The sequence below is a fragment of the Ruegeria sp. AK11 genome (assembly GCF_056541095.1).
The window spans coordinates 595,812-621,728 of record NZ_JBQFXU010000001.1; the positions used below are offsets into that span (position 1 = coordinate 595,812).

25 protein-coding genes are annotated in these 25,917 nt (G+C 56.9%); 15 read left to right on the forward strand and 10 right to left on the reverse strand.

All coding sequences use genetic code 11. The features are described from left to right. The first annotated feature begins 34 nt into the window (after positions 1 to 34). Both ACR0D9_RS03040 and ACR0D9_RS03045 read left to right on the forward strand, forming a co-directional pair. Positions 35 to 1,054, forward strand: a complete 1,020-nt coding sequence (locus ACR0D9_RS03040) for a glycosyltransferase family 2 protein (RefSeq protein ID WP_480537608.1) — start codon at positions 35 to 37, stop codon at positions 1,052 to 1,054. Between the two features lie 26 nt (positions 1,055 to 1,080). Then, positions 1,081 to 2,988 carry an ATP-grasp fold amidoligase family protein gene (locus tag ACR0D9_RS03045; protein ID WP_480537610.1) on the forward strand — a complete coding sequence of 636 codons (1,908 nt, stop codon included), beginning with the start codon at positions 1,081 to 1,083 and terminating at the stop codon, positions 2,986 to 2,988. A 5-nt stretch (positions 2,989 to 2,993) separates the two neighbouring features. Here ACR0D9_RS03045 and ACR0D9_RS03050 read toward each other — a convergent pair whose 3' ends face one another. Next, positions 2,994 to 3,296, reverse strand: a complete 303-nt coding sequence (locus ACR0D9_RS03050; protein WP_209504220.1) for a DUF6476 family protein — start codon at positions 3,294 to 3,296, stop codon at positions 2,994 to 2,996. On the opposite strand from ACR0D9_RS03050, the gene ACR0D9_RS03055 reads away from it, so the two are divergent. The 4 genes from ACR0D9_RS03055 (at position 3,295) to ACR0D9_RS03070 (ending at position 6,948) form a co-directional block, all read left to right on the forward strand. Further along, positions 3,295 to 4,329 (forward strand): RluA family pseudouridine synthase, encoded by a 1,035-nt coding sequence (locus tag ACR0D9_RS03055; protein WP_480537612.1) that lies wholly within the window; start codon positions 3,295 to 3,297, stop codon positions 4,327 to 4,329. The genes ACR0D9_RS03050 and ACR0D9_RS03055 overlap by 2 nt on opposite strands. Before the next feature lie 145 nt (positions 4,330 to 4,474). Beyond that, positions 4,475 to 5,371 (forward strand): RNA polymerase sigma factor RpoH, encoded by an 897-nt coding sequence (gene rpoH / locus ACR0D9_RS03060; protein ID WP_480537614.1) that lies wholly within the window; start codon positions 4,475 to 4,477, stop codon positions 5,369 to 5,371. Between the two features lie 273 nt (positions 5,372 to 5,644). Next, the gene (locus ACR0D9_RS03065) at positions 5,645 to 6,619 is read left to right on the forward strand and encodes a Gfo/Idh/MocA family protein (RefSeq protein ID WP_480537616.1); all 975 of its coding nucleotides are present in this window, start codon (positions 5,645 to 5,647) and stop codon (positions 6,617 to 6,619) included. A gap of 59 nt (positions 6,620 to 6,678) precedes the next feature. Next, the gene (locus ACR0D9_RS03070; protein ID WP_480485956.1) at positions 6,679 to 6,948 is read left to right on the forward strand and encodes a DksA/TraR family C4-type zinc finger protein; all 270 of its coding nucleotides are present in this window, start codon (positions 6,679 to 6,681) and stop codon (positions 6,946 to 6,948) included. 52 nt (positions 6,949 to 7,000) lie between these two features. Here ACR0D9_RS03070 and ACR0D9_RS03075 read toward each other — a convergent pair whose 3' ends face one another. From ACR0D9_RS03075 to ACR0D9_RS03090, 4 genes are all read right to left on the reverse strand, one after another. Then, positions 7,001 to 7,342 (reverse strand): hypothetical protein, encoded by a 342-nt coding sequence (locus ACR0D9_RS03075; RefSeq protein ID WP_480537618.1) that lies wholly within the window; start codon positions 7,340 to 7,342, stop codon positions 7,001 to 7,003. A 391-nt stretch (positions 7,343 to 7,733) separates the two neighbouring features. Next, positions 7,734 to 9,554 carry a M3 family oligoendopeptidase gene (locus ACR0D9_RS03080; RefSeq protein WP_480537620.1) on the reverse strand — a complete coding sequence of 607 codons (1,821 nt, stop codon included), beginning with the start codon at positions 9,552 to 9,554 and terminating at the stop codon, positions 7,734 to 7,736. An 85-nt stretch (positions 9,555 to 9,639) separates the two neighbouring features. Then, the gene (locus tag ACR0D9_RS03085) at positions 9,640 to 10,614 is read right to left on the reverse strand and encodes an alpha/beta hydrolase (protein ID WP_480537622.1); all 975 of its coding nucleotides are present in this window, start codon (positions 10,612 to 10,614) and stop codon (positions 9,640 to 9,642) included. Continuing rightward, positions 10,614 to 10,904 (reverse strand): SCP2 sterol-binding domain-containing protein, encoded by a 291-nt coding sequence (locus ACR0D9_RS03090; protein WP_209504212.1) that lies wholly within the window; start codon positions 10,902 to 10,904, stop codon positions 10,614 to 10,616. The genes ACR0D9_RS03085 and ACR0D9_RS03090 overlap by 1 nt, the downstream gene beginning before the upstream one ends. A 69-nt stretch (positions 10,905 to 10,973) precedes the next feature. On the opposite strand from ACR0D9_RS03090, the gene ACR0D9_RS03095 reads away from it, so the two are divergent. From ACR0D9_RS03095 to ACR0D9_RS03120, 6 genes are all read left to right on the forward strand, one after another. After that, positions 10,974 to 11,543 carry a tetratricopeptide repeat protein gene (locus tag ACR0D9_RS03095; RefSeq protein WP_480537624.1) on the forward strand — a complete coding sequence of 190 codons (570 nt, stop codon included), beginning with the start codon at positions 10,974 to 10,976 and terminating at the stop codon, positions 11,541 to 11,543. A gap of 20 nt (positions 11,544 to 11,563) precedes the next feature. Further along, complete coding sequence (locus ACR0D9_RS03100; protein ID WP_480537626.1) at positions 11,564 to 14,377, forward strand: helicase-related protein; 2,814 nt, start codon at positions 11,564 to 11,566, stop codon at positions 14,375 to 14,377. A 6-nt stretch (positions 14,378 to 14,383) separates the two neighbouring features. Beyond that, entirely contained in the window at positions 14,384 to 14,749 is a 366-nt protein-coding gene (locus ACR0D9_RS03105; RefSeq protein ID WP_480537628.1) for an RNA-binding S4 domain-containing protein, read from the forward strand. A gap of 66 nt (positions 14,750 to 14,815) precedes the next feature. Further along, a complete protein-coding gene (fdxA, locus tag ACR0D9_RS03110; RefSeq protein WP_170616129.1) occupies positions 14,816 to 15,154 on the forward strand; it encodes a ferredoxin FdxA in 339 nt (112 codons plus the stop codon). 279 nt (positions 15,155 to 15,433) lie between these two features. After that, positions 15,434 to 15,943 (forward strand): CarD family transcriptional regulator, encoded by a 510-nt coding sequence (locus tag ACR0D9_RS03115; RefSeq protein ID WP_209504207.1) that lies wholly within the window; start codon positions 15,434 to 15,436, stop codon positions 15,941 to 15,943. Positions 15,944 to 16,060: 117 nt separating this feature from the next. Beyond that, positions 16,061 to 16,822 carry a potassium channel family protein gene (locus ACR0D9_RS03120; RefSeq protein WP_480481368.1) on the forward strand — a complete coding sequence of 254 codons (762 nt, stop codon included), beginning with the start codon at positions 16,061 to 16,063 and terminating at the stop codon, positions 16,820 to 16,822. Here ACR0D9_RS03120 and cobS read toward each other — a convergent pair. Then, positions 16,819 to 17,583: an adenosylcobinamide-GDP ribazoletransferase gene (gene cobS, locus ACR0D9_RS03125; RefSeq protein WP_480481366.1), complete on the reverse strand. Its 765-nt coding sequence runs from the start codon at positions 17,581 to 17,583 to the stop codon at positions 16,819 to 16,821. The genes ACR0D9_RS03120 and cobS overlap by 4 nt on opposite strands. Before the next feature lie 78 nt (positions 17,584 to 17,661). On the opposite strand from cobS, the gene cobT reads away from it, so the two are divergent. Further along, positions 17,662 to 18,672: a nicotinate-nucleotide--dimethylbenzimidazole phosphoribosyltransferase gene (gene cobT, locus ACR0D9_RS03130; protein WP_480537630.1), complete on the forward strand. Its 1,011-nt coding sequence runs from the start codon at positions 17,662 to 17,664 to the stop codon at positions 18,670 to 18,672. Positions 18,673 to 18,702: 30 nt separating this feature from the next. On the opposite strand, the gene ACR0D9_RS03135 is transcribed toward cobT, so the two are convergent. Both ACR0D9_RS03135 and ACR0D9_RS03140 read right to left on the reverse strand, forming a co-directional pair. Then, positions 18,703 to 20,583: a monovalent cation:proton antiporter-2 (CPA2) family protein gene (locus ACR0D9_RS03135; RefSeq protein ID WP_209595914.1), complete on the reverse strand. Its 1,881-nt coding sequence runs from the start codon at positions 20,581 to 20,583 to the stop codon at positions 18,703 to 18,705. Positions 20,584 to 20,602: 19 nt separating this feature from the next. Continuing rightward, the gene (locus tag ACR0D9_RS03140; protein ID WP_209504202.1) at positions 20,603 to 21,058 is read right to left on the reverse strand and encodes an Lrp/AsnC family transcriptional regulator; all 456 of its coding nucleotides are present in this window, start codon (positions 21,056 to 21,058) and stop codon (positions 20,603 to 20,605) included. A 146-nt stretch (positions 21,059 to 21,204) separates the two neighbouring features. On the opposite strand from ACR0D9_RS03140, the gene hppD reads away from it, so the two are divergent. Further along, positions 21,205 to 22,302, forward strand: coding sequence for a 4-hydroxyphenylpyruvate dioxygenase (gene hppD, locus ACR0D9_RS03145; RefSeq protein ID WP_480537632.1), 1,098 nt, complete (start codon positions 21,205 to 21,207; stop codon positions 22,300 to 22,302). Positions 22,303 to 22,389: 87 nt separating this feature from the next. On the opposite strand, the gene ACR0D9_RS03150 is transcribed toward hppD, so the two are convergent. Further along, positions 22,390 to 24,342, reverse strand: a complete 1,953-nt coding sequence (locus ACR0D9_RS03150; protein WP_480537634.1) for a hypothetical protein — start codon at positions 24,340 to 24,342, stop codon at positions 22,390 to 22,392. Between the two features lie 155 nt (positions 24,343 to 24,497). On the opposite strand from ACR0D9_RS03150, the gene ACR0D9_RS03155 reads away from it, so the two are divergent. Continuing rightward, the gene (locus tag ACR0D9_RS03155) at positions 24,498 to 25,202 is read left to right on the forward strand and encodes an SIMPL domain-containing protein (protein WP_480537636.1); all 705 of its coding nucleotides are present in this window, start codon (positions 24,498 to 24,500) and stop codon (positions 25,200 to 25,202) included. 2 nt (positions 25,203 to 25,204) lie between these two features. Here ACR0D9_RS03155 and ACR0D9_RS03160 read toward each other — a convergent pair whose 3' ends face one another. After that, positions 25,205 to 25,915: a GNAT family N-acetyltransferase gene (locus ACR0D9_RS03160; protein ID WP_480537638.1), complete on the reverse strand. Its 711-nt coding sequence runs from the start codon at positions 25,913 to 25,915 to the stop codon at positions 25,205 to 25,207. Positions 25,916 to 25,917: the final 2 nt, after the last annotated feature.

Below are 25,917 nucleotides of genomic sequence, written 5' to 3' on the forward strand. Positions count from 1 at the left end.
GACGAACAAGCCTGAAAAAATCCTCATCTCTGCAATGAAAAATGAGGGCCCATATATTCTGGAATGGGTGGCTCATCATAAAGTTTTGGGTTTCGACCAGATCATTGTTTACACCAACGATTGCACGGACGGTACGAACAGAATTCTGCGCCGTCTTGAGGCCCTGGGTCATGTTGAGTTTCACAGAAACCGCGTGGGAACAGGCGGGATTCACAGATCAGCTCTGAGGCAGGCCCGCCGTTTGCCCGTAGTGAAAGAAGCCAAGTGGGTCTATGTCTGCGATGCGGATGAGTTTCTGAATATTCATGTCGGAAACCATAAGGTGGACGACCTGATCGAGGCCACACCGGGTGTGGATGTCATTTCCATTCCATGGAAGATATTCTCGAACAGCGGTCGCCATGTGTTGCGCGACGCGCCAGTGACGCAGCAGTTTTTCGATGGTGAGTTGGAGTATGAGCAGGGCGGGGCGGGGCGCCGGTTCGTCAAATCGCTTTTCCGGCAGGGTGAAGTCTATCTCCGCTATGGTATGCACAACCCGCATCCCAAGTCCGAGTTTGAGGCAGGTGTATTCCGGTCCGTTCCCGGGGGGCACGCGAAAGAGCCCGCACCTTTTGGGAACCATGTTGCACCGCCTTTTGGATTTGAGATTGCACAGATCAATCACTATGCGGTCCGCTCCACACAAGCCTATCTGGCCAAGCGCAGCCGTGGGCGGGCCAACCACTCCTCCCAGACGCTGGGAACGGAATACTGGGACCGCTGGAACCGGGGTGGCGCGACGGATGAGACGATCCTCAGGTACAAGGGCGAAGTTGACGCACTGATGGCGGAGTTTCAGTCCGATGGGCGGCTAGCTCGGCTTCACCGAAAAGCATTCCTGTGGCACAAGGCGTTGATCGAAGACCTTCTCAAACAGCCAGAATACAACGCGCTTTACCAGACGCTTGTTAATAAGCCGGCTGTTGAATTTGTTGCTAAAGACCGCGGATTGCACGCGCGTCTTTCGGCAGACAAGCAACCGTCTTCCAGCGTAAAACAGCCTGAATCCTGAAAAACCCGCCTTCGGAGAAACTGCATATGGCCGCGGAAAATACTCTTCCCACAATCGGAATGCTCTGGTTGGAAGGTCCTCTCAGTTTTCTGGAGCAGATGTGCCTTTTGTCTTTTGTCGCGAACGGACACAAGGTCGTGCTGTTCCACTATGACGAAGTCGAGAATGTACCCGAAGGTATCGAACTGGTTTCGGCGAACGAAGTTCACGAACCGCAGCGGTTCATTATGAACAACCAGTTCAAAACACCGGTTCCGCAATCTGATATTTTCAGGCTGCAGCTGATGCAAAAAACCGATTTTCTCTGGTGCGATACGGATGTGATTTCTTTGAAACCGATCCCGAAAGCGGATCATATTTTCGGCTTCTTCAATCGCAATACGATCTGCAATGCGATCATGCGGTTGCCGTCCGACAGCCCCGCGCTGAAAGCGTATACGGAATACAGTCTTGATCCATTCCCGATCCGTCCTTGGGTAGAAGGTGAGGAACGCGAGAATCTGGAGCGCCAGAAAAAGGCCGGTGAGTTGCCTCATGCCTCGGATCAGGCACACAGTGTTTACGGACCCGGTGTCATGACGTGGTTTCTGCGACATCATGGCGAGATAGAACACGCCAGCCCACCCCCGGTGTTTTACCCGTTGCCGTTTCGGCAAACGGGGCAGGCGAACGACATTCCAGCGCGGGAGTTTCGAAAAAAGTACCTTACGGATCAGACGCAGGCCGTCCATCTTTGGGGCCGTCGGATGCGTTGGTGGATTGCCAAGGGTGTAAAACGTCATTCATTTCTGGATCGAAGGCTGCGCGGTTTGGGGATCAGTCCTGCCAATGCACCTTTGCCACGCAGAGGGCGGGGCGCGCCGCAGAAAATTGAGTTTCCCGACTCGCTTCCGGATTTGCGGATCAGCAAAGAGGAAATCAGTGAGGCCACCAACGGCGTGATGTCCGTAGCTCAGGTCGCAAATTCTGAGCAGTTCTTCAAATTTGCCCAGGTTGAATTGGATAAGATAAAAGACAAAGGGCTTTATGGGGTGAATGACAAACCCCAATCGGGTCATCAGCGAGGTTGGGATCACTATGCCAATGACGCATTGCGGTTGAATGCCATGTCTATGTCATTGTCGAGGTTTGCCAACAATCAGCGCTATTTGCCTGACTTGAGCAACCCCAAGACCGTGACTGAGAAGATGCTGGTCATGAAGCTGTTTGCCGAGATGCCCGAAGTGTCGGCGGCGGATAAGTTGACGGCGGAAAGTTATATCCCAGAACCAGCCAGGAACCTCGTTACACCGGTGAAGCGCTATTGGGTTTCATCGTCGCCTGAGTTGCCGGAAGACCTCGACCTCGAGCCCGGCAGCTATTGGCTCAAATGCAATAACGGGCAGGGGCAAAACCACAGGATCACTTGGCCCATGAACACAGAAGACCGCAACCTGGCCCAGGAAAAGCTTAACAATTGGAGCAATAAACCCATTCCCCATGGCTTCTGGGCGGCAGAATGGTGGTATTCCACGATCGAAACGCGCTATTTCCTTGAAGAGGATCTGGCGGCTGAAGGTCAGGATATCATCGACTGGAAATTCTGGGTTGTCGCCGGAAAGGTCCAGATTGTTCAGGTCGACCGGGACCGCTCTCGAGGGCATGTGCAGATGATCCACGACCGGGATTTCAACTTCATCCCGAAAGAGCTGTATTTCCAGACAAGCGATGACACCGAGCCCAAGCCAGAGGTGTTTGACGATATGGTCGCAATTGCCGAAGCCGTCGGGCAACGTGTCGAGTTTGCGCGGGTGGACCTTTATGTAATTGGCGACAAGATTTATCTGGGCGAAATCACGCTCTGCCCGTTTGGCGGAAAACGCAAGATGCGTACGCCCGAACTGGATGTGCAGATGGGTGAGGCCTGGGTCGGTACCCGTCTGTTCCCGAACTGATCCGGTTACTCGACGGCGATTTCCTGACGCAGCTTTCCTGTTGTCTTGTCATAGATCAGGACGCGGTTGTCGTCGGTCACGACCGCATACCAGTTGGATCCAATGGTCAGGGCCTGCGCTCGGGCACCATCGGGTAAGTCGATCTGATCAGGCAGGGTGGGGGTGCGGTCTGATAGGCGGATGACAATCAGGGCGAATGTCACTAGAACCCCGCCAATCATCACCGCGGTCAGCAGCATGACCATCCGCCGCAGCAATCGTAGCTGCGGGGTTTCCTGCGGTTCTTGGGGTTCGGAAGGGACAGTCATGGGCACCCGCCAGATTGAGTTTCAGATTGCGGCCGATCCGCCGCCTCGCCTTGATAAGGCGCTTTCGCGGGATGTGCCAGACGGTGAAAACCTGTCGCGCACGCGGTTGGCGCGCCTGATCGAGGATGGCGCGGTTCGGATCGACGGGACCCGGACTCAGGACCCAAAGGCCAAAGTGTCCGAAGGGGCGCAGGTCGCCATAACTGTAGCCGAGGCGGAAGACAGCCATATCGGTGCTGAAGACATCCCGCTTGAGGTTGTTTTCGAAGACGCAGACGTGATCGTCGTCAACAAGCCAGCAGGCATGGTGGTGCACCCCGCGCCGGGCTCGCCCGGGGGTACGCTGGTCAACGCCTTGCTACACCATTGCGGTGACGCTTTGTCAGGTGTTGGGGGGGTGAAACGCCCCGGTATCGTTCACCGGATCGATAAGGAAACCAGCGGTCTTCTGGTGGTCGCTAAAACGGACGCCGCGCATCACGGGCTGGCCGAGCAATTCGCAGCACATAGCGTCGAGCGCTATTACCGTGCTGTGTGTTACGGGGTTCCGGATGCAAGTGATCCTCGTTTGCGCGGCGTCAAAGGTGTCAGCTTTGAGCCGGGCAACATCATGCGTGTGACGACCCAGCTTGCGCGGCATAAGACCGACCGTCAAAGGCAGGCGGTGTTATTTCATGGCGGGCGCCACGCGGTGACGCGTGCGCGGGTTGTTAAAAAATTCGGCGCGCCTGCTGGTCTGGCTTTGATCGAATGCTGGCTCGAGACCGGGCGAACGCACCAGATCCGCGTTCATATGGCCCATGCAGGGCATGGGCTTGTCGGGGATACGGTCTATGGTGGAAAGCGGAAATTGGCCATCAAGGCGTTTGCGCCTGCCGCTGCCGAATGCGTGTCCGGCTTTCCCCGGCAGGCGCTTCACGCCGCCGTTTTGGGGTTCGAGCACCCGGTGACGGGCGAAAACCTGCGGTTTGAAGCCGAACTGCCGCAAGATATGGAGAACCTGATTGCCGCGCTTCGCGCACCGCTGACATAATAAGCAAAGTCCTGTGAGTAAGAGTTTCTTATCTTTCCTTCATGAAAGATTAATTTCAGACTGTTAGCAGCACCTCTTGAACAGGATGGGTTCCTTACCCATATCCCATGTTAAAGACTTAAACATTTGTCGGAGGGACATCATAATGGCAAATTACGCAAATCTCCCCGCGCCGACGCCCGAGGGCGGCCTGAACCGCTATATGCAGGAGATTCGCAAGTTTCCCCTGCTTGAGCCGGAAGAAGAATACATGCTGGCCAAGCGCTGGGTTGAAGAGCAGGACACAGAAGCCGCGCATAAGATGGTGACATCGCACCTGCGGCTGGCGGCCAAGATTGCCATGGGATATCGCGGCTACGGTCTGCCGCAAGCCGAAGTGATTTCCGAAGCCAATGTGGGCCTGATGCAGGCGGTCAAACGTTTTGACCCTGAAAAGGGTTTCCGTCTGGCCACCTATGCCATGTGGTGGATTCGCGCCTCGATTCAGGAATACATCCTGCGGTCATGGTCGCTGGTGAAACTGGGCACAACCTCGGCGCAGAAAAAGCTGTTCTTCAACCTGCGCAAAGCCAAGGCGCGTATCGGCGCACTGGAAGAGGGCGACTTGCGCCCCGAAAACGTCGCGCAAATTGCCAATGATCTTGGCGTGACCGAAGAGGAAGTCATCAGCATGAACCGCCGCATGTCCGGCGGGGACGCGTCCCTGAATGCCACGGTCGGGTCCGATGGCGAAGGCACGATGCAATGGCAGGACTGGCTTGAGGATGAAGACGCCGACCAGGCCGGAGACTATGAGGCGCGCGATGAACTGGAAGCGCGTCGCGAGTTGCTTGCTGCGGCGCTGGACGTGTTGAACGACCGTGAAAAGGACATCCTGACCCAGCGCCGCTTGCTGGATCAGCCGGTGACGCTGGAGGACCTTAGCACGCAGTACAATGTCAGCCGCGAGCGGATCCGTCAGATCGAAGTTCGCGCGTTCGAGAAGCTGCAAAAGAAAATGCGGGATCTGGCACGTGAAAAAGGGATGCTGGGTGTCAGCTGACCACAATACCAGCCTGCAATAGCTGCGGGCTGGTTATTACACTTGTGCGAAGAAACCGCCTCTTCGCGCACGTGCCCGGCGCGTCCTGACAGATCATTTCCTGCTGAAAGCGTATGACCGCTATCCGGACTGTGAAGCCAAAAGAATGGCCGCAGGGCCAAAGCTATGGTACTGCAAGGACGCGTTTCATTTCGATGAAGGTGTGACAGGTCGATCCTGCGGATCTCGCAGGGTCACGAACCCTTTGGGGTTCAAACATCTATGGAGAGCGTTATGCAAAAACCGGTTCAGTTTGGCGTGTTAGGTGCCGCGAAATTCGCGCGTGAATACATGGCACCAGCGATACATGCCGCCAACGGGGCGCGACTGGCTGCGCTGGCGACGTCAGACGCGGAAAAGGCTGAACCTTTTTCGTCGTTCTGTCCCGATCTGAACGTGTTCGAAAGTTATGATGCGCTGTTGGCGGACCCCGGTATTGATGCGGTCTACATACCACTGCCCAACCATCTTCATGTGGAATGGAGCCTGAAAGCGTTGGATGCCGGCAAGCATGTGCTGTGCGAAAAGCCGATGACTATGAAGGCGGACGAGTTTGACGCATTGATCCAAAAGCGCGACGAAAGCGGCTTGCTTGCCGCCGAGGCGTATATGATCGTGCATCACCCCCAGTGGCAACTGGCACGTAAACTGATTGCGGATGGTGCAATCGGCAATCTGGTGCACGTAACCGGAGCGTTCAGTTTCGACAATCGGGCAGATACCCAGAATATTCGAAACCGCGCTGAAACGGGCGGCGGCGGATTGCGAGACATCGGTGTTTACGTAATTGGCGGAGCCCGGTTTGCAACGGGGCAGGAACCGGTGGCGATACAGTCAGCCATCCGTTGGCAGGATGATATCGACATCTTCACCGAAATTCGCGCGCAGTTCCCCGGTTTTACCTACTCAAGCTACGTGTCCATTCGGATGCATCCCCATCAGGAAATGGTGTTTCACGGGGAAAATGGCCTGATCCGCCTGACTACACCGTTTAATGCGCGTGTGTTTGGTGAAGCCCGGGTCGAGTTGCATCGTCCGGGGCTTGAGGTGCTGGTCACCCGGTTCCCCGGCGCAGACCATTACAAGCTTCAGGTCGAGGCCTTCTGCCGCTCGGTCAGGGAAGGGGCAGAATATCCCTGTCCGCTGGAATTCTCTCAGGGGACGCAAGAGGTGATTGACCGCGTGTTCGAGGGCGCAGTTTCGCTGTAACTTGCCCTTTGCGCGCGGGCTCGGCTATCCTTTTGCTTACGTTTAGCAGGAGATGACCCATGGCCGGAGGCTGGGCGCGCGACGGCGCAGTGAGCGAACAGATCGAAGCGTCGATTTCGGATGAACTGGCGCGGATGCAGGCGCAAAAGCGGCCTGTTGGTGAAAGCCTGACCCATTGCGCCGAATGCGAAGAGCCGATCCCTGAGAAACGCCGCGTTGCTTTGCCGGGCGTGAAGCTGTGCCTTGATTGCCAGCAGGAACGGGATGGTGCGTACAAGGCACGTGGCGGCGTCAATCGGCGTGGGTCAAAAGACAGCCAGTTGAAGTGATCTCAGGTACGGCTGCTACAAGCCCAGACTTATTGCTACGCAAACTGTTCGATCACCAGAATATTGTAAGCTTTGCCATATGCTCTCGAAACATTCCCAGGGCATCAATTGGTAAGATTGCGCCATCTTCGAGCAATATCTTGGTTCGGATTAGTTCAGGGCCAAACTCTCGTTCATGGTAAAAGAACACGATTTCGATTTCTCGCTGACTTGCAATGTCTTGTTCAGAGATAAATCCTGACAAAGAACCTCCACGCATACGTGCTGGACGTGTTTTCAGGCATTGACCGGCGCCGCTTACTACCAATTCCGTGCAATAAACCTTGCGTTCTGAAAGATACCTTTCGCTCAAACTTCCATAGTGTTCAGACGTGTAAGGCGTGATGGCTTCCAAGAGAGCTGTGACCGGAGAAGCGCACTCTCAGCAGGTGTATCTAATAAATGCCTCATTGAACTCGGCTGACCAGATTTCCTCTCTTTCCATGTTGGCGATAAGGTATGACCCATCAAGGCGACCAAACCGAGTGCCTTCTGCATAGCTTGTTTGTGCGAACAGAATTGTGGCGATTGCCATCAATTGAGTAAGAAGTTTCAATGGCCATCCAGCATTCAAGGTTACTTTTCTTCACTGAGAAATCACTTTTACCATAAAGTCCGGTCCAAAGCTGTTCAACGCCAGCTTCGTCCCGCGTAGCGGGCGTTCAGGGGCCCCTTGGGCGCGACAGTGCCGGGCATGGCAGGTTTTTTCAGCAAGGCAGATGTCGCGACCCTCTGTCGAGGGCGTCTCAACCCTCCATCGCCTCCAACTCGTCAATGAAGCCTGAGATCATCGACAGGCCCTTGTCCCAGAACTTGGGGTCGCTGGCGTCCAGGCCGAACGGGGCCAGCAGTTCCTTGTGGTGCATTGAACCACCAGCGCGCAGCATGTCGAAATACTTGTCCTCAAACCCTTCCGCGCCGCTTTCGTATACCGAATAAAGCGCGTTCACGAGGCCGTCGCCGAAGGCATAGGCATAGACATAAAAGGGCGAGTGGACGAAGTGGGGGATGTATGCCCAGAAGGTCTCGTACCCGTCCATGAATTCGAATGCGGGGCCAAGGCTTTCGGCCTGAACGCTCATCCACAGGGCGTTGATGTCATCCGGGGTCAGCTCGCCCTCACGTCGGGCGGCGTGCAACTTGCATTCAAAGTCGTAGAAGGCGATCTGGCGGACCACCGTGTTGATCATATCTTCGACCTTGCCAGCCAGCAGAACCTTGCGCTGTTCCGGGGTTTCGGCCTGTTCCAGCATCTTGCGGAACGTCAGCATCTCACCAAAGACCGAGGCGGTTTCCGCCAGCGTCAGCGGGGTGGATGACAGCATCTCGCCCTGGCCGGCGGCCAGCACCTGATGGACACCGTGTCCCAGTTCATGGGCAAGGGTCATCACATCGCGCGGTTTACCCAGATAGTTGAGCATCACATAGGGGTGAACATCTGTAACTGTCGGATGGGCGAAGGCCCCCGGCGCTTTGCCCGGTTTCACCGCCGCGTCGATCCATCCTTTTGAGAAGAAAGGCGCCGCGATTTCACCCATCCGGGGGTCAAAGGCGTTATACGCGTTCATCACCGTCTTTTGGGCCTCTTCCCAATTCACGATACGCGTGTCTTCCATGGGCAGGGGCGCGTTGCGGTCCCAGACCTGCATGACGTCCAGTCCAAGCCACTTGCGCTTCAGCTCATAATAGCGATGGCTCAGTTTGGGGTAGGCGGCCACGACTGCCTCACGCAGGGCCTCGACCACCTCGGGCTCGACATCGTTCGACAGGTGACGCCCGGTCTGAGCGGTCGGCATCTTGCGCCAGCGATCGACGATTTCTTTCTCTTTGGCCTGCGTGTTGTGAACGCGGGCAAAGGTTTTGATATTGTCCTGAAAGACCGAAGCCAGTTCACGTGCCGCGGCCTCACGTTTCGCGCGGTCCTGTTCCGTCAGCAGATTCAGGGTGCCTTCGATGTTCAGTTCTTCACCGTCGACATGAAATGCCAGTCCGGCAATCGTTTCGTCGAACAGACGTTCCCACGCGTCGCCGACAACCCCCAGATCATGAAGGAACTTTTCCAGTTCATCAGACAGCTGATAGGGCTTCATTGCGCGGATGCGACGGAACACAGGTTCGTAGCGGGCGAGATCCGTGTTCGCCGCAAAATGCGCCTTCAGAACATCGTCTTCGATCCGGTTGATCTCGAGCGTGAAGAACACCAGCGGAGTGGTGAAGATCGTGATCTTTTCCTGCATGTCCGACAGGAATTTGGCGCGCTCTGCATCTGTGGTCAGTTGATAATAGCGCAGACCGGCAAAGGACATGATACGCCCGGCGATGGCGTTGATCTTTTCGTTGCGATGCACACAGGTCAGCAGGTCTGCGGCCTCCAGATCAGCCAGCTTGCCTTCGTAATCAGCAGCAAACGCGGCACATTCACCTTCCAGCCAATCCAGATCGCGCGCTAATTCGGGTGCGTCTTCCGAGGTATAGAGATCGCTCAAGTCCCATTCCGGAAGATTGCCCAGATTGCCGGAACCACCGATTGCGTTCGCGTCACGGACAGGGAAGGGAAGGTCGCGCATGGATCACCTTTAGTAGACTGCTTTTGCAAACATCTAGGGCTGGCGCGCCCGGATCACAAGCGGCCAATTCCAAAGGTGAAAGGGTTTACGAGGAAACCAGCTCGGATGCGCCATTGGCCTGATTGGCCAGAAAATGCGCCGCAATCTTGTCCAGAACCGGCCCTCGAACCTCGGGTGCTTCCATCAGCACCTCGTGTTCACCATCCGGGATTTCGATCAGCGTTCCGTTGGGCCAATTGGCCATGCGCGCACGAATTGCCTTGCGGTCAACGATTTGCTCATGGCTGCCCAGAAATGTCAGGCAGGGTGTTTTTGGGGCGGGCTGTTCCATCAACCAAGCACATTCATCCAGCGACTCGCGCAGCCACAGATTTGATGGGGCACCCAGCGCAAGTTCAGGATGCTCATTCAACTGATCCTGCATCATCCGGTACATGTCTGGATCACGGGTCAGCATATTGCCTTCGAAAGGTTGCGACAGGACATAACTTTTGAGCGTCGTGGTGGGGGGCGTCCGCTCGCCCAGGCCAAGTGCTGTGCCCCAATAGGCTGTCACGCGGCTTAGGGGTTTCATGACCGGGGTGAAGAAAATTCCCCACATCGGGCCCGTGAAGGCACACGCGGCAAAGCAGCCATTCTCGATGACGGCACGCAACCCGATTGCACCGCCCATCGAATGCCCGACCACGTACCATGGTTTTGGCAGGTCCAGCGCGCTTGCAAGTTTCAGGGTGACCTGAACGTCCTGCTGGTAATCGGTGAACTGATCGACATGTCCGACCCGAGCATCGTCCAGCAACCGATCCGCAAGACCCTGACCGCGCCAGTCGACGGCCAGCGTGGCGAACCCACGCTCTACGAATTCGCTGGCAGTATTGCCGTATTTTTCTATGTATTCCGTGCGTCCCGGAAACATCATGACAGTGCCATGTGCCTTTCCGCCCGGAAGCCAGTGAGCAACGCGGATGCGTTTTTGATCCGACGTCGTCAACCAGTGGGCCTTACCACCGGCGGGGCCGCCGGCCACGTCTTCAAACAAAGGGGCCGGCGAGAACTCCATCAGGCCAGTACCGATGCCAGCTTCATGGCAACACCCATGTCGCCATCAATGCTCAGCTTGCCGGACATGAACGCACCTGTCGGGTTCAATTCACCGCTGAGGATTTGTTCGAACGTGTCGGCATCCGCGCTGAGGGTGACATCAGCATCGTCGTCGCTGACCCGCGCACCGTTAGAATCCAGGACAATGGCACCCAGATCGGCGATATCAAACTTGGCCGAGGCATCAAACGCGCCGCCTTCCAGTTTTTCATTCAAAGCGGCGGCTGCCTTTTCAAGAGTCTCGCTCATGTTTTTCCTCATATTGTTAGTGCGCCGTGAATGGACATCCCCGGTCGCAACGCTACACTGACTATTGTTATGAGCATTGCAATCTACAATCTCAAAGGTATCGTCGCGGCACTTTTTGTCCTAGTCACGATTTCCTCCACTTGCCTCGCGCAACAGGCGGATTTGCGCGATGAGGGCGAATTGCTGCAAAAACTTGCCCAATCGACGCCCGAGCAGGCCATTGCTCTGGATCGGCAGTTGCAAGCTCTGTGGGCCCGGTCCGGTTCAGCATCGGCCGATCTGCTGCTGGAACGTGGCCGTGAAGCGCTGGATGACGGTGACGTAGGTGCGGCGCTGGAACATCTGACCGCCCTGACGGACCATGCGCCCGATTTTGCTGAAGGCTGGCACCTGCGCGCTTCGGCCTTTTTCGGGATCGAACGGTTTGGCATGGCCGCTGCCGATCTGGAACATGCCCTGACCCTGAATCCCAACAATTACGAGGCAATCTATGGTCTGGGCCTGATCTTTGAGATTATCGGACAACCTGACAAAGCCTACGACGCCTATTCACGGGCATTGGCTATACATCCCCACCACGAAGAAGTAACCAATGCGGTGAATCGACTGAAGCCGCAGATCGACGGCGCAGCGCTGTAAGGTCCGGGCAGGGGGCAAAGGTGAGCGGGTCATCCCGAATAGTGGCCGTTTTGGGCCCTACGAATACAGGTAAAACCCATTACGCAATCGAACGGATGCTGGGATACCGCACAGGTGTCATCGGTCTGCCGCTGCGTCTGCTTGCGCGCGAGGTCTATGACAAGATCGTCGCCATCCGCGGGCCATCGGTTGTTGCTTTAGTTACCGGCGAAGAGAGGATCGTGCCGCCCCGGACCCAGTATTGGGTCTGCACGGTCGAAGCGATGCCCGAAGGTATGGGCGCGGATTTCGTGGCAATTGATGAAATCCAGCTGTGTGCCGATCCCGAGCGCGGCCATGTCTTTACGGATCGCCTGCTTCGGTCGCGCGGAACAAACGAGACACTTTTCCTTGGCTCTGACACCATGCGCGGCCCGATTGCCGCGCTGGTACCCGAGGCGCAGTTTGTCCGGCGCGAGCGGATGTCACAGTTGGTCTATTCCGGTTCGAAGAAACTCAGCCGGATGCCTGCCCGCAGCGCTATTGTCGGGTTTTCGGTTGAGAATGTGTATGCCATCGCGGAGCTTTTGCGCCGTCTGAAAGGTGGCGCGGCGGTGGTCATGGGTGCCCTCAGCCCGCGGACGCGGAATGCTCAGGTGGAGCTTTATCAGAATGGCGAGGTTGATTATCTGGTTGCCACAGATGCCATCGGCATGGGCTTGAACCTGGATGTAAACCACGTTGCATTTTCATCCCTGACCAAATTCGACGGGCGGCGGATGCGCCCGCTTGCCCCGAATGAACTGGCCCAGATCGCAGGCCGGGCCGGGCGTGGCATGTCGGACGGCACCTTTGGCGTGACCGGAGAGGCGCCGCCGCTGGACGAAGGTGTCGCGCAGGCAATCATGGACAGCCGGTTTACGCCGATGAAAAAGTTGAACTGGCGGAATGCCGCCCTCCGGTTTGGCTCGATTGATGCGCTGATCAGCTCGCTTGAGGTCAGTCCGAGTGACGAACACCTGATCAAAGCCCGCCCTGCTGATGACCTGAATGTGTTGAAATCGCTGTCACAACAGGCCGAGATTGCCGCCCGTGCAAGTGACGGTCCATCCATCCGATTGCTGTGGGATGTGTGCAGAATCCCTGATTTTCGCGGCATCAGCCATGCAGAGCACGCCAGCCTTCTGGAAGTGATCTATGGCCACCTGCACGAACGCGGCAGTATTCCCGATGATTTCATGGCCCGGCAGATACGGCGGATTGACCAAACCCATGGGGATATCGATGCGTTATCCAAAAGGTTGGCATATATTCGCACCTGGACATATGTTGCGCAACGAAACGGTTGGGTGCGTGACGAATCACATTGGCGTGACGAAACGCGCACTGTAGAAGACAGACTGTCTGACGCACTACATGAGCGACTGACTCAAAGATTTGTGGACCGGCGTACATCGGTTTTGTTGCGGCGGCTCAAACAGAAGGAGGCCCTTTTGGCCGAAGTAAATGACAAGGGTGAAGTGACCGTCGAAGGCGAATTCGTCGGTCGTCTGGAAGGATTCCGGTTCAGCCCGGACAAAAGCGCGCAAGGAACCGAGGCGAAAGCGCTCAAATCGGCATCTTTGCAAGCACTCGCGCCGCAATTCCATCTGCGTGCCGATCGCTTCTACAATGCGCCCGATACCGAAATTGATTTCACCGATCAGGGCGGCCTGATGTGGGGCGAATATGCCGTTGGCAAATTGGTTGCCGGGGCCGAGCCTCTCAAGCCCGTGGTCGAGGTTTTTGTGGACGAAGCCGCCGGTCCGGATGTCGAACAGAAGGTGCGGCGCCGGTTACAGCATTTCATCGACCGCAAGATCGCTGCGCTGTTCGAGCCGTTGCTGAATCTGTCGCGCGACGAGGAACTCAACGGTCTGGCCAAAGGGTTTGCTTTCCGCATGGTCGAGGCGCTGGGCGTACTGCCGCGCGCCGGTGTCGCACAAGAGGTCAAGGATCTGGATCAGGACGCCCGCGGCGCCTTGCGCAAGCACGGTATCCGGTTTGGCCAGTTCACCATCTTCATGCCACTCTTGCTGAAGCCCGCACCGACGCGTCTGCGCCTGGTGCTGTGGGCGCTGTATGGCGGTTTGCAGGAATTCCCCGAAGCACCCCCTCCGGGGTTGGTAACAGTACCGGTCGCCAAAGATGCACCGCAAGGTTACGATACCATGTGCGGCTACCGCGATGCGGGCGACCGATCGATCCGTATCGATATGCTGGAACGTCTGGCGGACATGCTTCGTGCGGAAGACAGCCGTGGCGGGTTCGAAGCCAAGCCGGATATGCTGTCGATCACTGGCATGACGCTTGAACAGTTTGCAGACCTGATGCAGGGGCTCGGCTACAAAGCCGAGCGCGGCGAGCGTGACAAGGTCAAACCGGCACCGGCAGAGCAGCCTGAGACAGAGGCGGCGGAACAAGCCGTTATCGACGAGACGCCAGCACCTGACGCGGCCTCAGAAGAGGTCGCCGCACCAGCCGAGGCCACCGAAAGCACCGAGGCGGCAGCCGAGGCCGTCGCAGAGGGTCAGGTTGCGGCACCTGCGTCGGATGAACCCGAGGTTGAAGTGTTCTACACCTTCACCTGGGGTCGTCAGCGCCAGCCGAACCGTGGCCCGCGCCGCGAGCCGGGGCAGGGCAAGGGGAAACCACGGGGCAAACCGCAGGACGGCCGTGGCAAACCGCACGGCAAGAAGGGCGGCAAGCCGCAGGGTGCCAAGACCTTCTCGTCACGGCCACCGAAAAAGGAAAAGGCCATTGATCCCGACAACCCGTTCGCCGCAGCGCTTATGGGTCTGAAGGACGGCAATTGACGCAAGATGGCCGAGGCCAAACTGCGAATTGACAAATGGTTGTGGCAGGCGCGGTTCTTCAAGACCCGCAGCCTTGCCGCCAAACAGGTCAGTGGTGGCCATGTCCGGCTGAATGGAAACCGGGTGCTGAAACCGGCGCAGACCGTGGCCCCCGGTGACGTTCTGACCTTCTCGCAGGGCCGCATTGTCCGCGTTATACGTGTGGAAAAACTGGGGGAACGCCGCGGTCCGGCGCCCGAGGCGCAAACGCTGTACTTTGATATGACCGAAAAGCAGGAAGCGCCTCCTGTAAATCCGGGTTTCGAGGGAAAAGGTCGACCAACCAAGAAAGATCGACGCGCTATTGATCTTTCTCGCCCGCAAGATCACTGATCCTGTCTTGAAGAGCGGGCCAGACTGAATTAGCTAGTCGCTCAAACCGCAAACAGGAATCCGACCATGACCTATGTAGTCACCGAAAACTGTATCGCCTGCAAATACACCGACTGTGTCGAAGTGTGTCCGGTGGACTGTTTCTACGAAGGTGAAAATACGCTGGTCATCCATCCTGACGAATGCATTGACTGCGGCGTGTGCGAGCCCGAGTGCCCCGCCGACGCGATCCGCCCCGATACCGAGCCGGGCATGGAGGAGTGGGTCGAGTTCAATCGCAAGTATTCCGAACAATGGCCGGTGATCGTCACCAAGAAAGACCCACTACCAGATGCGGAGGAGCGTGACGGTGAAGAGGGCAAGATGGAGAAGTATTTCTCGGAAGCGCCCGGCGAAGGCGGCTGAGTGATTCGTTCCAAGCGGCCTGTTTTGGCATAAAGACCGCGGCACAACCTGTTGAATGCAGGTTGAATATGATAAATTCCCGTAAGGTAAACTTTCGGGCGTCGTAAATTTGTGATATACTATATCTACATGATGACCGAGATTGGGATGCGCTCCGTAAGTATGCTCACTTTGGAGTTCTGAATTTGTGACAATATCGCCGCCTGACGGGGCTGAGACAGTCCCCGCATGTGGTGCTTTTGTTGTCCGTGTCCCGTCCGCTAGCAAGGAAAAAACTGAATGACAAAGTCGAAAAAGCTCGAGTTCCGCCCGAACGACTATGTTGTCTACCCCGCCCATGGCGTGGGCCAGATTATCTCGATCGAGGAACAGGATGTCGCGGGATTCTCGCTTGAGCTGTTCGTCATCTCATTTGAGAAAGACAAGATGACGTTGCGCGTTCCGACCAACAAGGTAACCGAGTCCGGTCTGCGGTCGCTCAGCTCGCCTGATGTGATCAGCCAGGCGATGAAAACGCTGAAAGGCAAGGCCAAGGTGAAACGCGCCATGTGGTCCCGTCGCGCACAAGAATATGAACAGAAGATCAACTCGGGTGATCTGATCTCGATCGCCGAAGTGGTCCGTGACCTGCACCGCACCGATGATCAGCGCGAGCAGAGCTATTCCGAGCGCCAGCTGTATGAAGCTGCCTTGGAGCGTCTGACCCGTGAGGTCGCGGCTGTTTCAGGCGCTGGCGAGGTGTCAGCCGCCAAACAGGTTGACGAGGTTCTGACCTCACGCGCTGCCTGATCGAAGGTACATTGACAATACGGGCCGCTCCAAATTTGGGGCGGCCTTTTTCGTGGCTTGGTGAATTGTTCAAGTGGCGCTAATTTCACTGTGTATGCAGCAGATTACCGGACGCACATGAAGCAGACTGTGAAATACCTGTACATCGGACACGACCCTGTTTCGGTCTGGTTTAGGTATGCACTGATCCTGTTCGATGTTGCGACAATCATTTTCTTTGTCGGGACGGCGCACATCCCGCATGGGCCGGGCTTAACCGTTGCAAGCCAACTGGTCGGTGTGCTGATTTTTCTGGATTTCTCTGCGCGGCTCTGGATCTCAAAAGACCGCTGGAGATTTTTGCGCCAGATTTACACAGTGGCGGATATCGTGGTCATCCTCTCGCTGGTGCTTGATCCGTTTTTGACAGGCAACCTCGCTTTCCTGCGGATTTTACGTGCCCTGCGTCTGATCCATTCATATCACCTGCTCTGGGATCTGCGGCGCGACAGCCGTTTTTTCCGCACGCACGAGGACGCAGTTATTGCGGCGATCAACCTGCTGGTCTTTGTTTTTGCCACCTCGACGGCCGTTTTGGTATTTTTTATCCCCGAAGACGCGCAAACGCCTTACATAGACGCGCTGTATTTTACCATGGCGACGCTCACCACGACCGGGTTTGGCGACATCACTTTGGTCACACCGGGCGGCAAAATGTTTTCCGTCTTCATTATGGTCGTTGGCGTAGCCTTGTTCGTCCGGCTGGCGCAGGCGATTTTCGCGCCACAGAAGGTCCGCCACAAATGCCCCAGCTGCGGGCTGTACCGGCACGACCCCGACGCCGTGCATTGCAAACATTGCGGCGATACGTTGCGAATTGAAACCGGGGGCGCGTCTTAGATCTGGGCGCTGATGGCAAGCAGAAATGTGATTTCCGCCAATTGTTGTGATGCGCCCAGAATGTCTCCGGTTTGACCGCCGATCTTGGTCTTCGCGACGAGCCCCAAAACAGCGACGATCAAAGCCGCGAAGAGTATCGCGGTAAGCGCCAGACTTCCGCACAAGCTGTAAGCGACCAGAATCGCGATGCCCACAGCGATACAGGCTGATCCTGCGCCGGGGGTGCCAACTGAATGGCTCAGGCCCGACTTTCTGGCGTTTGGAAGAAGAACCATTAGAGCTGGCATCAGGGCGCGGGAAAATACGCAAGCTGCAACAACCATCCAGATCGGACCAACAGCCAGCATGGTGGAAATCGCGGATATTCGTAAAATCTGCGAGATCATCAAGGCAAGCACGCCGTACGTTCCAATCTGGCTGTCCTTCATGATCTCCAGCCGACGTTCAGCGGTGAAACCGCCCCAAAGCCCGTCGAACGTGTCGGCCAGACCATCCTCGTGCATAGCGCCCGTCAACAGGATCAGTACCGCGACCAGCAACGAGGCTGCGACAAACGGGGGCAGTTGAAACCCCATCGCCAGCCAACCGGTCAGGCATGCCAGCCCGCCAACGACCAGCCCAACCAGTGGAAATGCCCATACCGATTGTGCCTGCCGGGCAAACACGGCTTTGGGCAAACGGGGCAGGGGCAGGCGGGTCAACAGCACCAGGGCCAGCGGAACATCCCACAGGGAAAACGGTTTGGTGTCGTTTTTTTGCACGCCCGTGCCTTTCGGGGTCTTGTTGGTTTCGATCCTTCGGTTAAACACGCAGGACCACTCTGATGCAATGAGGCTTTCATGCTGCCTGAACTGAATGATTTGAACACGTTCCGTGCTGTCCTGGCGGGGGCTCCGGGCCCGGATGCCGCTGCGGTGCAGGGCGCGGCCGAACGAAATGGACAATTGACCAAACCCCCTGGTGCGCTTGGTCGGCTTGAGGATCTTGCGGTCTGGTATGCAGGATGGCGAGGGGACGCCCGTCCACAGATCAGCGCGCCTCAGGTCATTGTGTTTGCCGGAAATCACGGTGTTACCGCGCAGGGTGTTTCGGCCTTTCCACCGGAAGTGACCGTGCAGATGGTGATGAATTTCGAACATGGCGGGGCGGCGATAAATCAGTTGGCCAGGGCCGCAGGCGCGAAGATGGATGTACACGCGCTGGATCTGGACAAGCCGACCGCGGATTTCACCCAAGCCCCAGCCATGACAGAGGATGAATTGCTAGCCGCGTTGCGCACTGGCTGGCAGGCCGTTGATCCGCAATCTGATCTTTTGGTGGTCGGCGAAATGGGTATTGGCAACACCACCCCGGCTGCGGCTATTGCCTGTGCTCTGTTTGGTGGCGACGCGTCCGATTGGACAGGTCGCGGAACTGGTGTGGATGACGCAGGTCTGGTCAACAAAACCCGTGTCGTGGCCGAGGGTGTCGCCAAACACGCGTCAGATGATGGTCTGGACATCCTGCGCTGTCTGGGTGGACGCGAGATAGTCGCAATGGCGGGTGCAATTGCTGCTGCGCGGGTGTTGCGCATCCCGGTGATCCTGGACGGGTTCATCTGTTCGGCCGCCGCAGCCTGCTTGTGGAAGTTGTCCGATGGCGCGCTGGATCATGCCGTGGCAGGCCACCAAAGTGCCGAAGCGGCCCATGGTGCCGTGCTGGCGAAATTGGGCAAAGAGCCGTTGCTGAGCCTTGGCCTGCGGTTGGGCGAAGGGTCCGGCGGGGCGCTGGCGATCAACATTCTGAAAAGTGCCGTCGCCTGTCATTCCGGCATGGCAACCTTTGCCGAAGCTGGGGTTTCGGACGGCTGAACTCGCATCTGACCCGGGCAAAGGCTTGGGTCAGGCCGATTTCTTGGCGTGCTCTTCAGCCAGTTCCAGCAGCGCGGTTTCCAGATCCTTTTCCAGCGCCTGCGAACGCTCGATGTATTTCTTGTTTTCGGCGATTGGCATTCCGGGGACCCAAAGCTCGGCCAGATCGCGCACCGCCTTCCTGTCATGGTGGTAAAACGTCTGTTCAGCCTGGGCTGCTTCGTATTCACTCAGTCCGATATTCTCCAGAACATAGCGACCTGCGCGCAGCGAACTGTCGAACATTTCCCGCACGATGTCATTGGCACCCGCCTGATACAACTCGTATACATGGGTCCGGTCGCGGGCGCGGGCGATGATGTGAAGGTCAGGACGCTGCCGTCGGGCATAGCTGACAAGCCGTGTGACTTGCTTGTGATCATCCATAACGGCGACAAGAACGGATGCTTTGTCCAATCCCGCCGCGCGCAACAGTTCCGGCCGAGTGGGATCGCCCAGAAAGCCTTTGACGCCAAATCGGCGCATCAGCTGAATCGTTTCAATATTGTGGTCCAGAACGACTGTCTTGAAACCGCTGGCCCGCACCAGCCGGTTGACGATCTGACCAAAGCGACCAATGCCGGCGATGATGACCGGGCCCTTTTCGTCAATCACGTCAGGTTCGGGGCTGGCCGCGGAATCGCCAATCTTCCGCGACAACGCATCGTAGACGATGAAAAGAAGCGGCGTGATCAACATCGTCAGAGCAACGATCATCAGCAGTTTCTGCGACAGGTCGGGCGGAATGACATTCTGTTTCGTCGAAAATGCCAGCAGGACAAAACCGAACTCACCAGCCTGCGCCAACCCAAGGGTGAACAACCAGTGATCACGTCCCCGCAGTTTGAAGGCCTTGCCCACCAGAAATAGGATGATCCCCTTGGCAAGTATCACAAGCAGCGCCAGTCCAATCAGGTCCAGCGGGTCGTTGAAAAAATAACCGAAGTCTATTCCGGCACCGACCGTGATGAAAAACAGCCCCAGAAACAATCCTTTGAACGGCTCAAGGTCGCTTTCCATTTCATGTCTGAATTCAGAACTGGCCAGAACAACGCCTGCCAGGAACGCGCCCAGGGCAGGTGATAGGCCGACCAGTGTCATCAGAAACGAAATGCCCACGACAATCATCAGTGCCAGTGCGGTGTACATCTCGCGCAGACGGGTTGCGTGGATGAAGCGAAACAACGGTCTTGTCAGGTAGACACCGGCCAGAATGACAAACACCACAACGCCGATTGTGACAAGGGTGACGGCCCAGCCCGGCAGCCCTTCGACCAGCGACAAACTGTGATCGCCTGCGCCATGTGATCCTCCTGCCCCCCGGTCAATCGATCCATCTGCTTGGAAACGTGGCATGGCGGGCAGCGCCAGCAGTGGCAACAAAGCCAGAATTGGGATCACCGCGATGTCCTGCGTCAACAGAACCGAAAATGTCGCGCGGCCGCCGTTTGTCTGCATCAGGCCTTTTTCTGACAGGGTTTGAAGAACGATGGCGGTCGATGAAAGCGAAAGGGTCAACCCTACCGCCAGGGCAACCGACCAGGGATGGTTGGCGTACATGGCCACGGCAGCAATAGCGACTGTTGACAGCAACACCTGCAATCCGCCCAGACCCAATAACTTGTCGCGCATGTCCCACAGGGCGCGTGGCTCCAGTTCCAGACCAATGAGAAACAGCATCATAACCACGCCAAATTCGGCCACATGCTGAAGATTTTCGGTTTCCGCTCCGACAAGGCCCAGTGCGGGTCCGATAATGATCCCGGCGGCAAGATAACCCAGCACGGATCCCAACCCCAGTCTGGCAGACAGGGGAACGGCAATGACTGCCGCTGCCAGATAGATTGAAGCCTGATATAGAAAGTCGTCCATGTGTGTCCTCAGAACCTTTTCAGGTGGGAAGGGGGGCGTCGCGTTTAAGTTGATCCATTACGATCTGACTTTGTACTCTTGCAACGGCAGGATGCGGCAGGATCACATGATGTAGCAAGCTGTTGAGGGCGGACAGGTCGTCACAGTAGATGTGCAGCAGATAGTCTGCCTCACCTGTCATTGTCCATGCACTGGTAATCTCGGGTCGGGTGTCGACCATGCGGGCAAAGCTTGCGGATTGCTCGGGGCCATGGGTGCCCAGATGCACCTGAACGAACCCCTGCACCTGTAAGCCCAGTTTCAGCGGGTCCAGCCGGGCAGCATATCCGGTGATGTACCCTTCGACTTCAAGCCGCTGTCGGCGGCGACCCGCTTGACTGGGCGACAGGTTCAGCATTTCACCCAGTTGTTGCGCCGTCAGATGTGCATCTTTTTGCAGCGCGGAAAGCAGTCGCTTGTCGGTTGCATCCAACATGTGCGGAAAAATCCTGATTTTATTAACTGATATGCGCATTTTGCGCGTCATCTTGCAGTTTATACAAAAACAATGCGCAGAAACAGCGTCAGAAAAGTCGTATTTTTGATTCAGCAAAGAAATTCCTGTTTTCCTAGGAGACGCCCATGGGCCCTTTCCCGCACAATGCCCCGAAATCTGTGATCAGCGAAGAAAACCCTGCCGGAACAGATGGGTTTGAATTCGTCGAATTCGCTCATCCTGAACCGCAGGAGCTGCGTGATCTGTTCGCAAAGATGGGCTTTGATCTGGTGGCCCGCCACAAGGAAGATCCTGCCGTCGAGCTTTGGCAGCAAGGGGATGTCACATACATCCTGAATGCCAACCCGGACAGTTTTGCAGCTAAATTCGTAGCCGAACATGGGCCCTGCGCGCCTTCGATGGGCTGGCGGGTCGTGGACGCGCAAAAAGCGTACGAGCATGCCGTGTTAAAGGGTGCGGAACCTTACGACGACGCTGACAAAACCATGAATGTGCCTGCGATCAAGGGCATTGGCGGGTCGCTGATCTATTTCATTGATCAGTACTACGACACTTCGCCCTATAATCTGGAATTCGAATGGATCAAGGAATCCAAACCTCGGGGCGAGGGGTTCTTCTATCTCGATCACCTGACGCACAATGTCTACAAGGGCAACATGGACAAGTGGTTCAAGTTCTATGGCGACCTGTTCAACTTCCGTGAAATTCGTTTCTTTGACATTCAGGGAAAATTCACCGGCCTTTACAGCCGCGCGCTGACATCACCCTGCGGGCGCATCCGTATTCCGATCAACGAGGACCGCGGCGAGACCGGGCAGATCGTGTCTTACCTGAAGAAGTACAAAGGTGAAGGCATTCAGCATATCGCGGTTGGTAGCGATGACATCTATGCCTCGACCGATGCCATTGCTGAAAACGGCCTGAAGTTCATGCCGGGTCCGAATGAAGCATACTACGAGATGTCCAGGACCCGCGTGGTCGGTCATGAAGAGCCGCTGGACCGGATGATGAAACACGGCATCCTGATCGACGGCGAAGGTGTCGTTGACGGGGGCGAGACGCGCATTCTGTTGCAGATCTTCTCGAAAACGGTGATCGGCCCGATCTTCTTCGAGTTCATTCAGCGCAAGGGTGATGATGGTTTCGGCGAAGGGAACTTCCAGGCGCTGTTTGAATCCATCGAGCGCGAACAGATCGAAAGCGGCGAGATTTCCGCGGCTTGATCCAAATGAACCAATAAGTCGGGGGCGGTTCTGCTGCCTCTGACGTGCCTGTCTACAGGTGATCGGTCACGGCTTTGAGCGCCTATGTCAGCTGCGCGGCATCGCCAGGGTCACGTTGCGACCTTTCTTTTGATAACGCAGTTCACTGTCACTGATAGCAATGACCTTGCCGCCGTCAATACTGTCCCCAACTTTCAGTTTTTTGTAGCGCCCGCTGGGAAGCCGGACCAAGGCGCGACGGTTTGCGGGTGTGCCGTAAACGCCGATCAGATTTAAGCGACGCAAGTTGATCGCGTTATCGAGCGTGGCCTGCCGGGCTACAGATGCGGTTGTGGGAATCTTGGGTGCAACCGATTTCGCCTGAAACGATCCTGCGTCGTCTGAACTCTGGTCCAGCGCGGCCGTTGATCCAAGATTGGAGTTACCAGAAGCAGGTGCCTTTGCCGTGTCCAGACCCGCCGGTCGCAACCTGGGGCGCGGGACGCGGACAACGGCCAACGCGGTTGGCGTCTCGTCGACTTCCGTGCGCGCTTGCAGACTGTCTGGGCGTGCTTTTGGTCGCTTGGCCGAAAGCTCTGCCAGCGACCGCCCCCCCAACTGCCCGCGTTCGAAGCTCTCGACCAGATCTGCGGGGCGAGGTTTGGGGCGAAGACCGGCCAGTCTTTCGTCGACCTCGTCAAGTACGGGTTCATCCTCGAAACGCACTGGCGTTGCTGGCGGAACCTTCGACGGTCGGCCCTGATAAACGACAATCCCATCCGGGTTCAGCGTCCCTTCCGGCGTGGGCGTTACCAGCCCGCGATCATCCAGATTGAACCGCGCTCCTGCTATGCCATGTTGCACGTCCCGAACAAAGGGTTCGTCAGTATCGAAACTGGAAGCCGGGGGCAGGGCAACCGCATCGCTGGACAGGTCGGATTTGTCAATCGACGTCAGATACAACTCGTCCGGTTCCGGGGCTTCTGGCACGTCCAAAGCGGCCGGAGGCGTTACATTCACACCGGAGGCAGCGCTGATATCCTCATCTGCCTCGGGGTCCTGAGCCACAGATTCAACAGGGGTCGGGGCCACCTTGAGCGCCTCAAGGATTGCCGCGTCGGTAGGCGTGAGTTCCGGTTGTTCTTCGGCTTCGGCGTCAGTAGGTTCTGGTGTTGGGGGCACGTCCCCGTCCAGAGCAGGCTCAGGCGGCAATTTTTCCGAAGGCGCAATTGCTGCAACTTCGGGCACTGTCGGTGGCAGGGCGTCGATATCCGGCGCGGAAACACCTATCTCGGTTGGAGTTGGGCTCAGTGCGACCTGATCTGTTTCTCCACCGCTGTCCAAGGCCAGCCAAACGCCGAAAACGCCGCCAAGAAGAACCGCCGCGGCAAATGCCGGGATCGCAATGCGCGGTGCCTGCGCTTTCGTATTCGCAAACTTTTTGTCAGGTGTTTCGGGGGTCAGAAACACGTTTGGTGCTGCCGTGCCTGCAATGGGATGCGCTGGTTTCCCAGCGGATTTTGCCGGTTCGGGCTGGTCTGTGTTTTTTACCGACAGCGGGGGCTCTGTTGGGCGGGTTTTCGATGCGCCCGAACGTTCTGTGAACAATGCCTCTCGGGGGAATGCGTCTGCGTCTTCCTCGGCGCAAAACAAAACCGGTACGAAACCATGGTCCGAGGCAAAGGCCCGCGCCTCGCTCAGCGTTTCCTGCGCAACAGCTGCAACATAGGTGATGCCGCCTTCGGTCTGATAGTCGTAACTGAGTTCGGACAAAGCGTAAGGCGTTGCGTCGGCAAGTGCGCTCTCGATACGTTCGACCGTGTCTTCGGGGGGTAAGTCATCGGTTGCAACCTGAAGGTATCGAACCTGTTCGGAAGGCAAAACAAGCTTGCAGCTCAGGTCGTTTTCCAGCGCAAAGGCGTTTTCCCGCAAAACCTGCATCTGACCGGACAGGTCCGGCGAATCCAAGGGAATCGAGCCGATAACGAACCATTCGTCATCCGAGTGATGATACAGTGATATTCTGGTCGCAGAAAAAGACAGCGCAAAGGCAGGTTTCATAATCCGCAGGAACCATAATTATCAACGTCAATGCAAACACCTTGGCGTTCGCAGACCGACATTAAAGCAGGAACTTGCCGAGGGAAAGAAAAAGGCAAACTCTCCTCTTGTATGGCAATGCATCGCCGACCCATCTTTAACGCAAGCAAATCGGAGTGATAACATTGAAGACATTCGCTTTTCTGGCCGCAATGATGGCCGCAACGACCGCTGGACTTGCCCATGCGGAAGAACGTCGCATCACCGTTGACGCAACCGGAACCATCGATGTTGCCCCCGATATGGCGACGATCACATTGGGTGTGACAAATGAAAATGCCGAGGCTTCAGCAGCGATGCAGGCCACCTCGGACGCAGTTGCGAAGGTTCTTGCGCGCCTGACCGGGATGGGGATTGAAGACCGCGATATTCAGACCCGCGATCTGTCGCTTTCCCCTGTTTGGTCTGGGCGGCACGGGCAGAATGGAGAAACACCGGAAATCTCGGGGTTTGCTGCCTCGAACCGCGTGTTTGTACGTGTGCGTGATCTGTCCAAACTTGGAAGCATCATGGATGCGGTCATTCAGGATGGCGCCAACGATTTTGGTGGATTGAGCTTTGGGGTGCAGGATACCAAACCAATCGAAGCCCAAGCGCGCGCGCAAGCTGTCGGCGAAGCTATGGCCAAGGCCGAGCAGCTGGCACAGGCGGCGGGTGTAACCCTTGGCGCGGTGCAAACGATTTCGGAACAAACGGGGGGCGTGCGCCCGATGCCCGAGATGCGCATGATGAGCATGGCTGACGCAGGGGGTGTTCCTGTCGCAAGTGGTGAGGTTTCGGTGTCTGTCAGCGTCTCGATGGTGTTCGAGATCTCGGAATGAATTCAACCTGTCGCGCGGGCCGTCAGCGGTTTTCGTTGCTGGCCCGAAGCGTCGAAATTGTCGGGTGACAACCAGGCCTCGAAAGCATCACGGATGCGTGGCCATTCGGTATCTATGATTGAATACCAGGCTGTGTCGCGGTTGCGCCCTTTGTAGTGGGTTGCTTGGCGAAACACGCCTTCGAAGGTGAACCCAAGCCGCTCTGCCGCACTGCGCGACGGACCATTCAGCGCGTCGCATTTCCATTCGTAACGCCGGTAACCCAGTTCATCGAACACGCGCCGCATCATCAGATACATGACTTCGGTTGATTGCGGTTTGCGCTGAAGCAGTGGTGAAAAGTGGATATGCCCGACCTCAATCGCTCCGGCAGCGGGTTCGATCCGCAAATATGAAGCCATGCCCAACGGTATGTCATCACCGTCCAGAACGGTTTGGAACATCGGGTCCGCGCCCATGCAGTTGGCGCGCGCCCAGTCTTCGAACTCAGGTTCGCCAGCAAACGGGCCGTAAGGCAGGTACGTCCAGTTGCGGCCATCCGTGTCCTTTGCAAACGCCCGGAACAGTCCGGGCGCGTGCCTGTTCACATCAAGGGGCACGACGGAACAATACCGGCCCACCATCGGCGTATAGGGTGGTGTCGGGCGTGGAAAGTCACCCGAAACCGGTAAGCCGATGGGCTGGCCAAGATCGTTTGTGTCGTGCTGGGTCATGG

Coding starts and splice junctions, on each gene's coding strand:
- ACR0D9_RS03040 (WP_480537608.1), top strand. CDS start 35: ATGAAAAATGAGGGCCCATATATTCTGGAATGGGTGGCTCATCATAAA.
- ACR0D9_RS03045 (WP_480537610.1), top strand. CDS start 1,081: ATGGCCGCGGAAAATACTCTTCCCACAATCGGAATGCTCTGGTTGGAA.
- ACR0D9_RS03055 (WP_480537612.1), top strand. CDS start 3,295: ATGGGCACCCGCCAGATTGAGTTTCAGATTGCGGCCGATCCGCCGCCT.
- ACR0D9_RS03050 (WP_209504220.1), bottom strand. CDS start 3,296: ATGACTGTCCCTTCCGAACCCCAAGAACCGCAGGAAACCCCGCAGCTA.
- rpoH (WP_480537614.1), top strand. CDS start 4,475: ATGGCAAATTACGCAAATCTCCCCGCGCCGACGCCCGAGGGCGGCCTG.
- ACR0D9_RS03065 (WP_480537616.1), top strand. CDS start 5,645: ATGCAAAAACCGGTTCAGTTTGGCGTGTTAGGTGCCGCGAAATTCGCG.
- ACR0D9_RS03070 (WP_480485956.1), top strand. CDS start 6,679: ATGGCCGGAGGCTGGGCGCGCGACGGCGCAGTGAGCGAACAGATCGAA.
- ACR0D9_RS03080 (WP_480537620.1), bottom strand. CDS start 9,554: ATGCGCGACCTTCCCTTCCCTGTCCGTGACGCGAACGCAATCGGTGGT.
- ACR0D9_RS03085 (WP_480537622.1), bottom strand. CDS start 10,614: ATGGAGTTCTCGCCGGCCCCTTTGTTTGAAGACGTGGCCGGCGGCCCC.
- ACR0D9_RS03090 (WP_209504212.1), bottom strand. CDS start 10,904: ATGAGCGAGACTCTTGAAAAGGCAGCCGCCGCTTTGAATGAAAAACTG.
- ACR0D9_RS03095 (WP_480537624.1), top strand. CDS start 10,974: ATGAGCATTGCAATCTACAATCTCAAAGGTATCGTCGCGGCACTTTTT.
- ACR0D9_RS03105 (WP_480537628.1), top strand. CDS start 14,384: ATGGCCGAGGCCAAACTGCGAATTGACAAATGGTTGTGGCAGGCGCGG.
- fdxA (WP_170616129.1), top strand. CDS start 14,816: ATGACCTATGTAGTCACCGAAAACTGTATCGCCTGCAAATACACCGAC.
- ACR0D9_RS03115 (WP_209504207.1), top strand. CDS start 15,434: ATGACAAAGTCGAAAAAGCTCGAGTTCCGCCCGAACGACTATGTTGTC.
- ACR0D9_RS03120 (WP_480481368.1), top strand. CDS start 16,061: ATGAAGCAGACTGTGAAATACCTGTACATCGGACACGACCCTGTTTCG.
- cobT (WP_480537630.1), top strand. CDS start 17,662: ATGCTGCCTGAACTGAATGATTTGAACACGTTCCGTGCTGTCCTGGCG.
- ACR0D9_RS03135 (WP_209595914.1), bottom strand. CDS start 20,583: ATGGACGACTTTCTATATCAGGCTTCAATCTATCTGGCAGCGGCAGTC.
- ACR0D9_RS03140 (WP_209504202.1), bottom strand. CDS start 21,058: ATGTTGGATGCAACCGACAAGCGACTGCTTTCCGCGCTGCAAAAAGAT.
- hppD (WP_480537632.1), top strand. CDS start 21,205: ATGGGCCCTTTCCCGCACAATGCCCCGAAATCTGTGATCAGCGAAGAA.
- ACR0D9_RS03150 (WP_480537634.1), bottom strand. CDS start 24,342: ATGAAACCTGCCTTTGCGCTGTCTTTTTCTGCGACCAGAATATCACTG.
- ACR0D9_RS03160 (WP_480537638.1), bottom strand. CDS start 25,915: ATGACCCAGCACGACACAAACGATCTTGGCCAGCCCATCGGCTTACCG.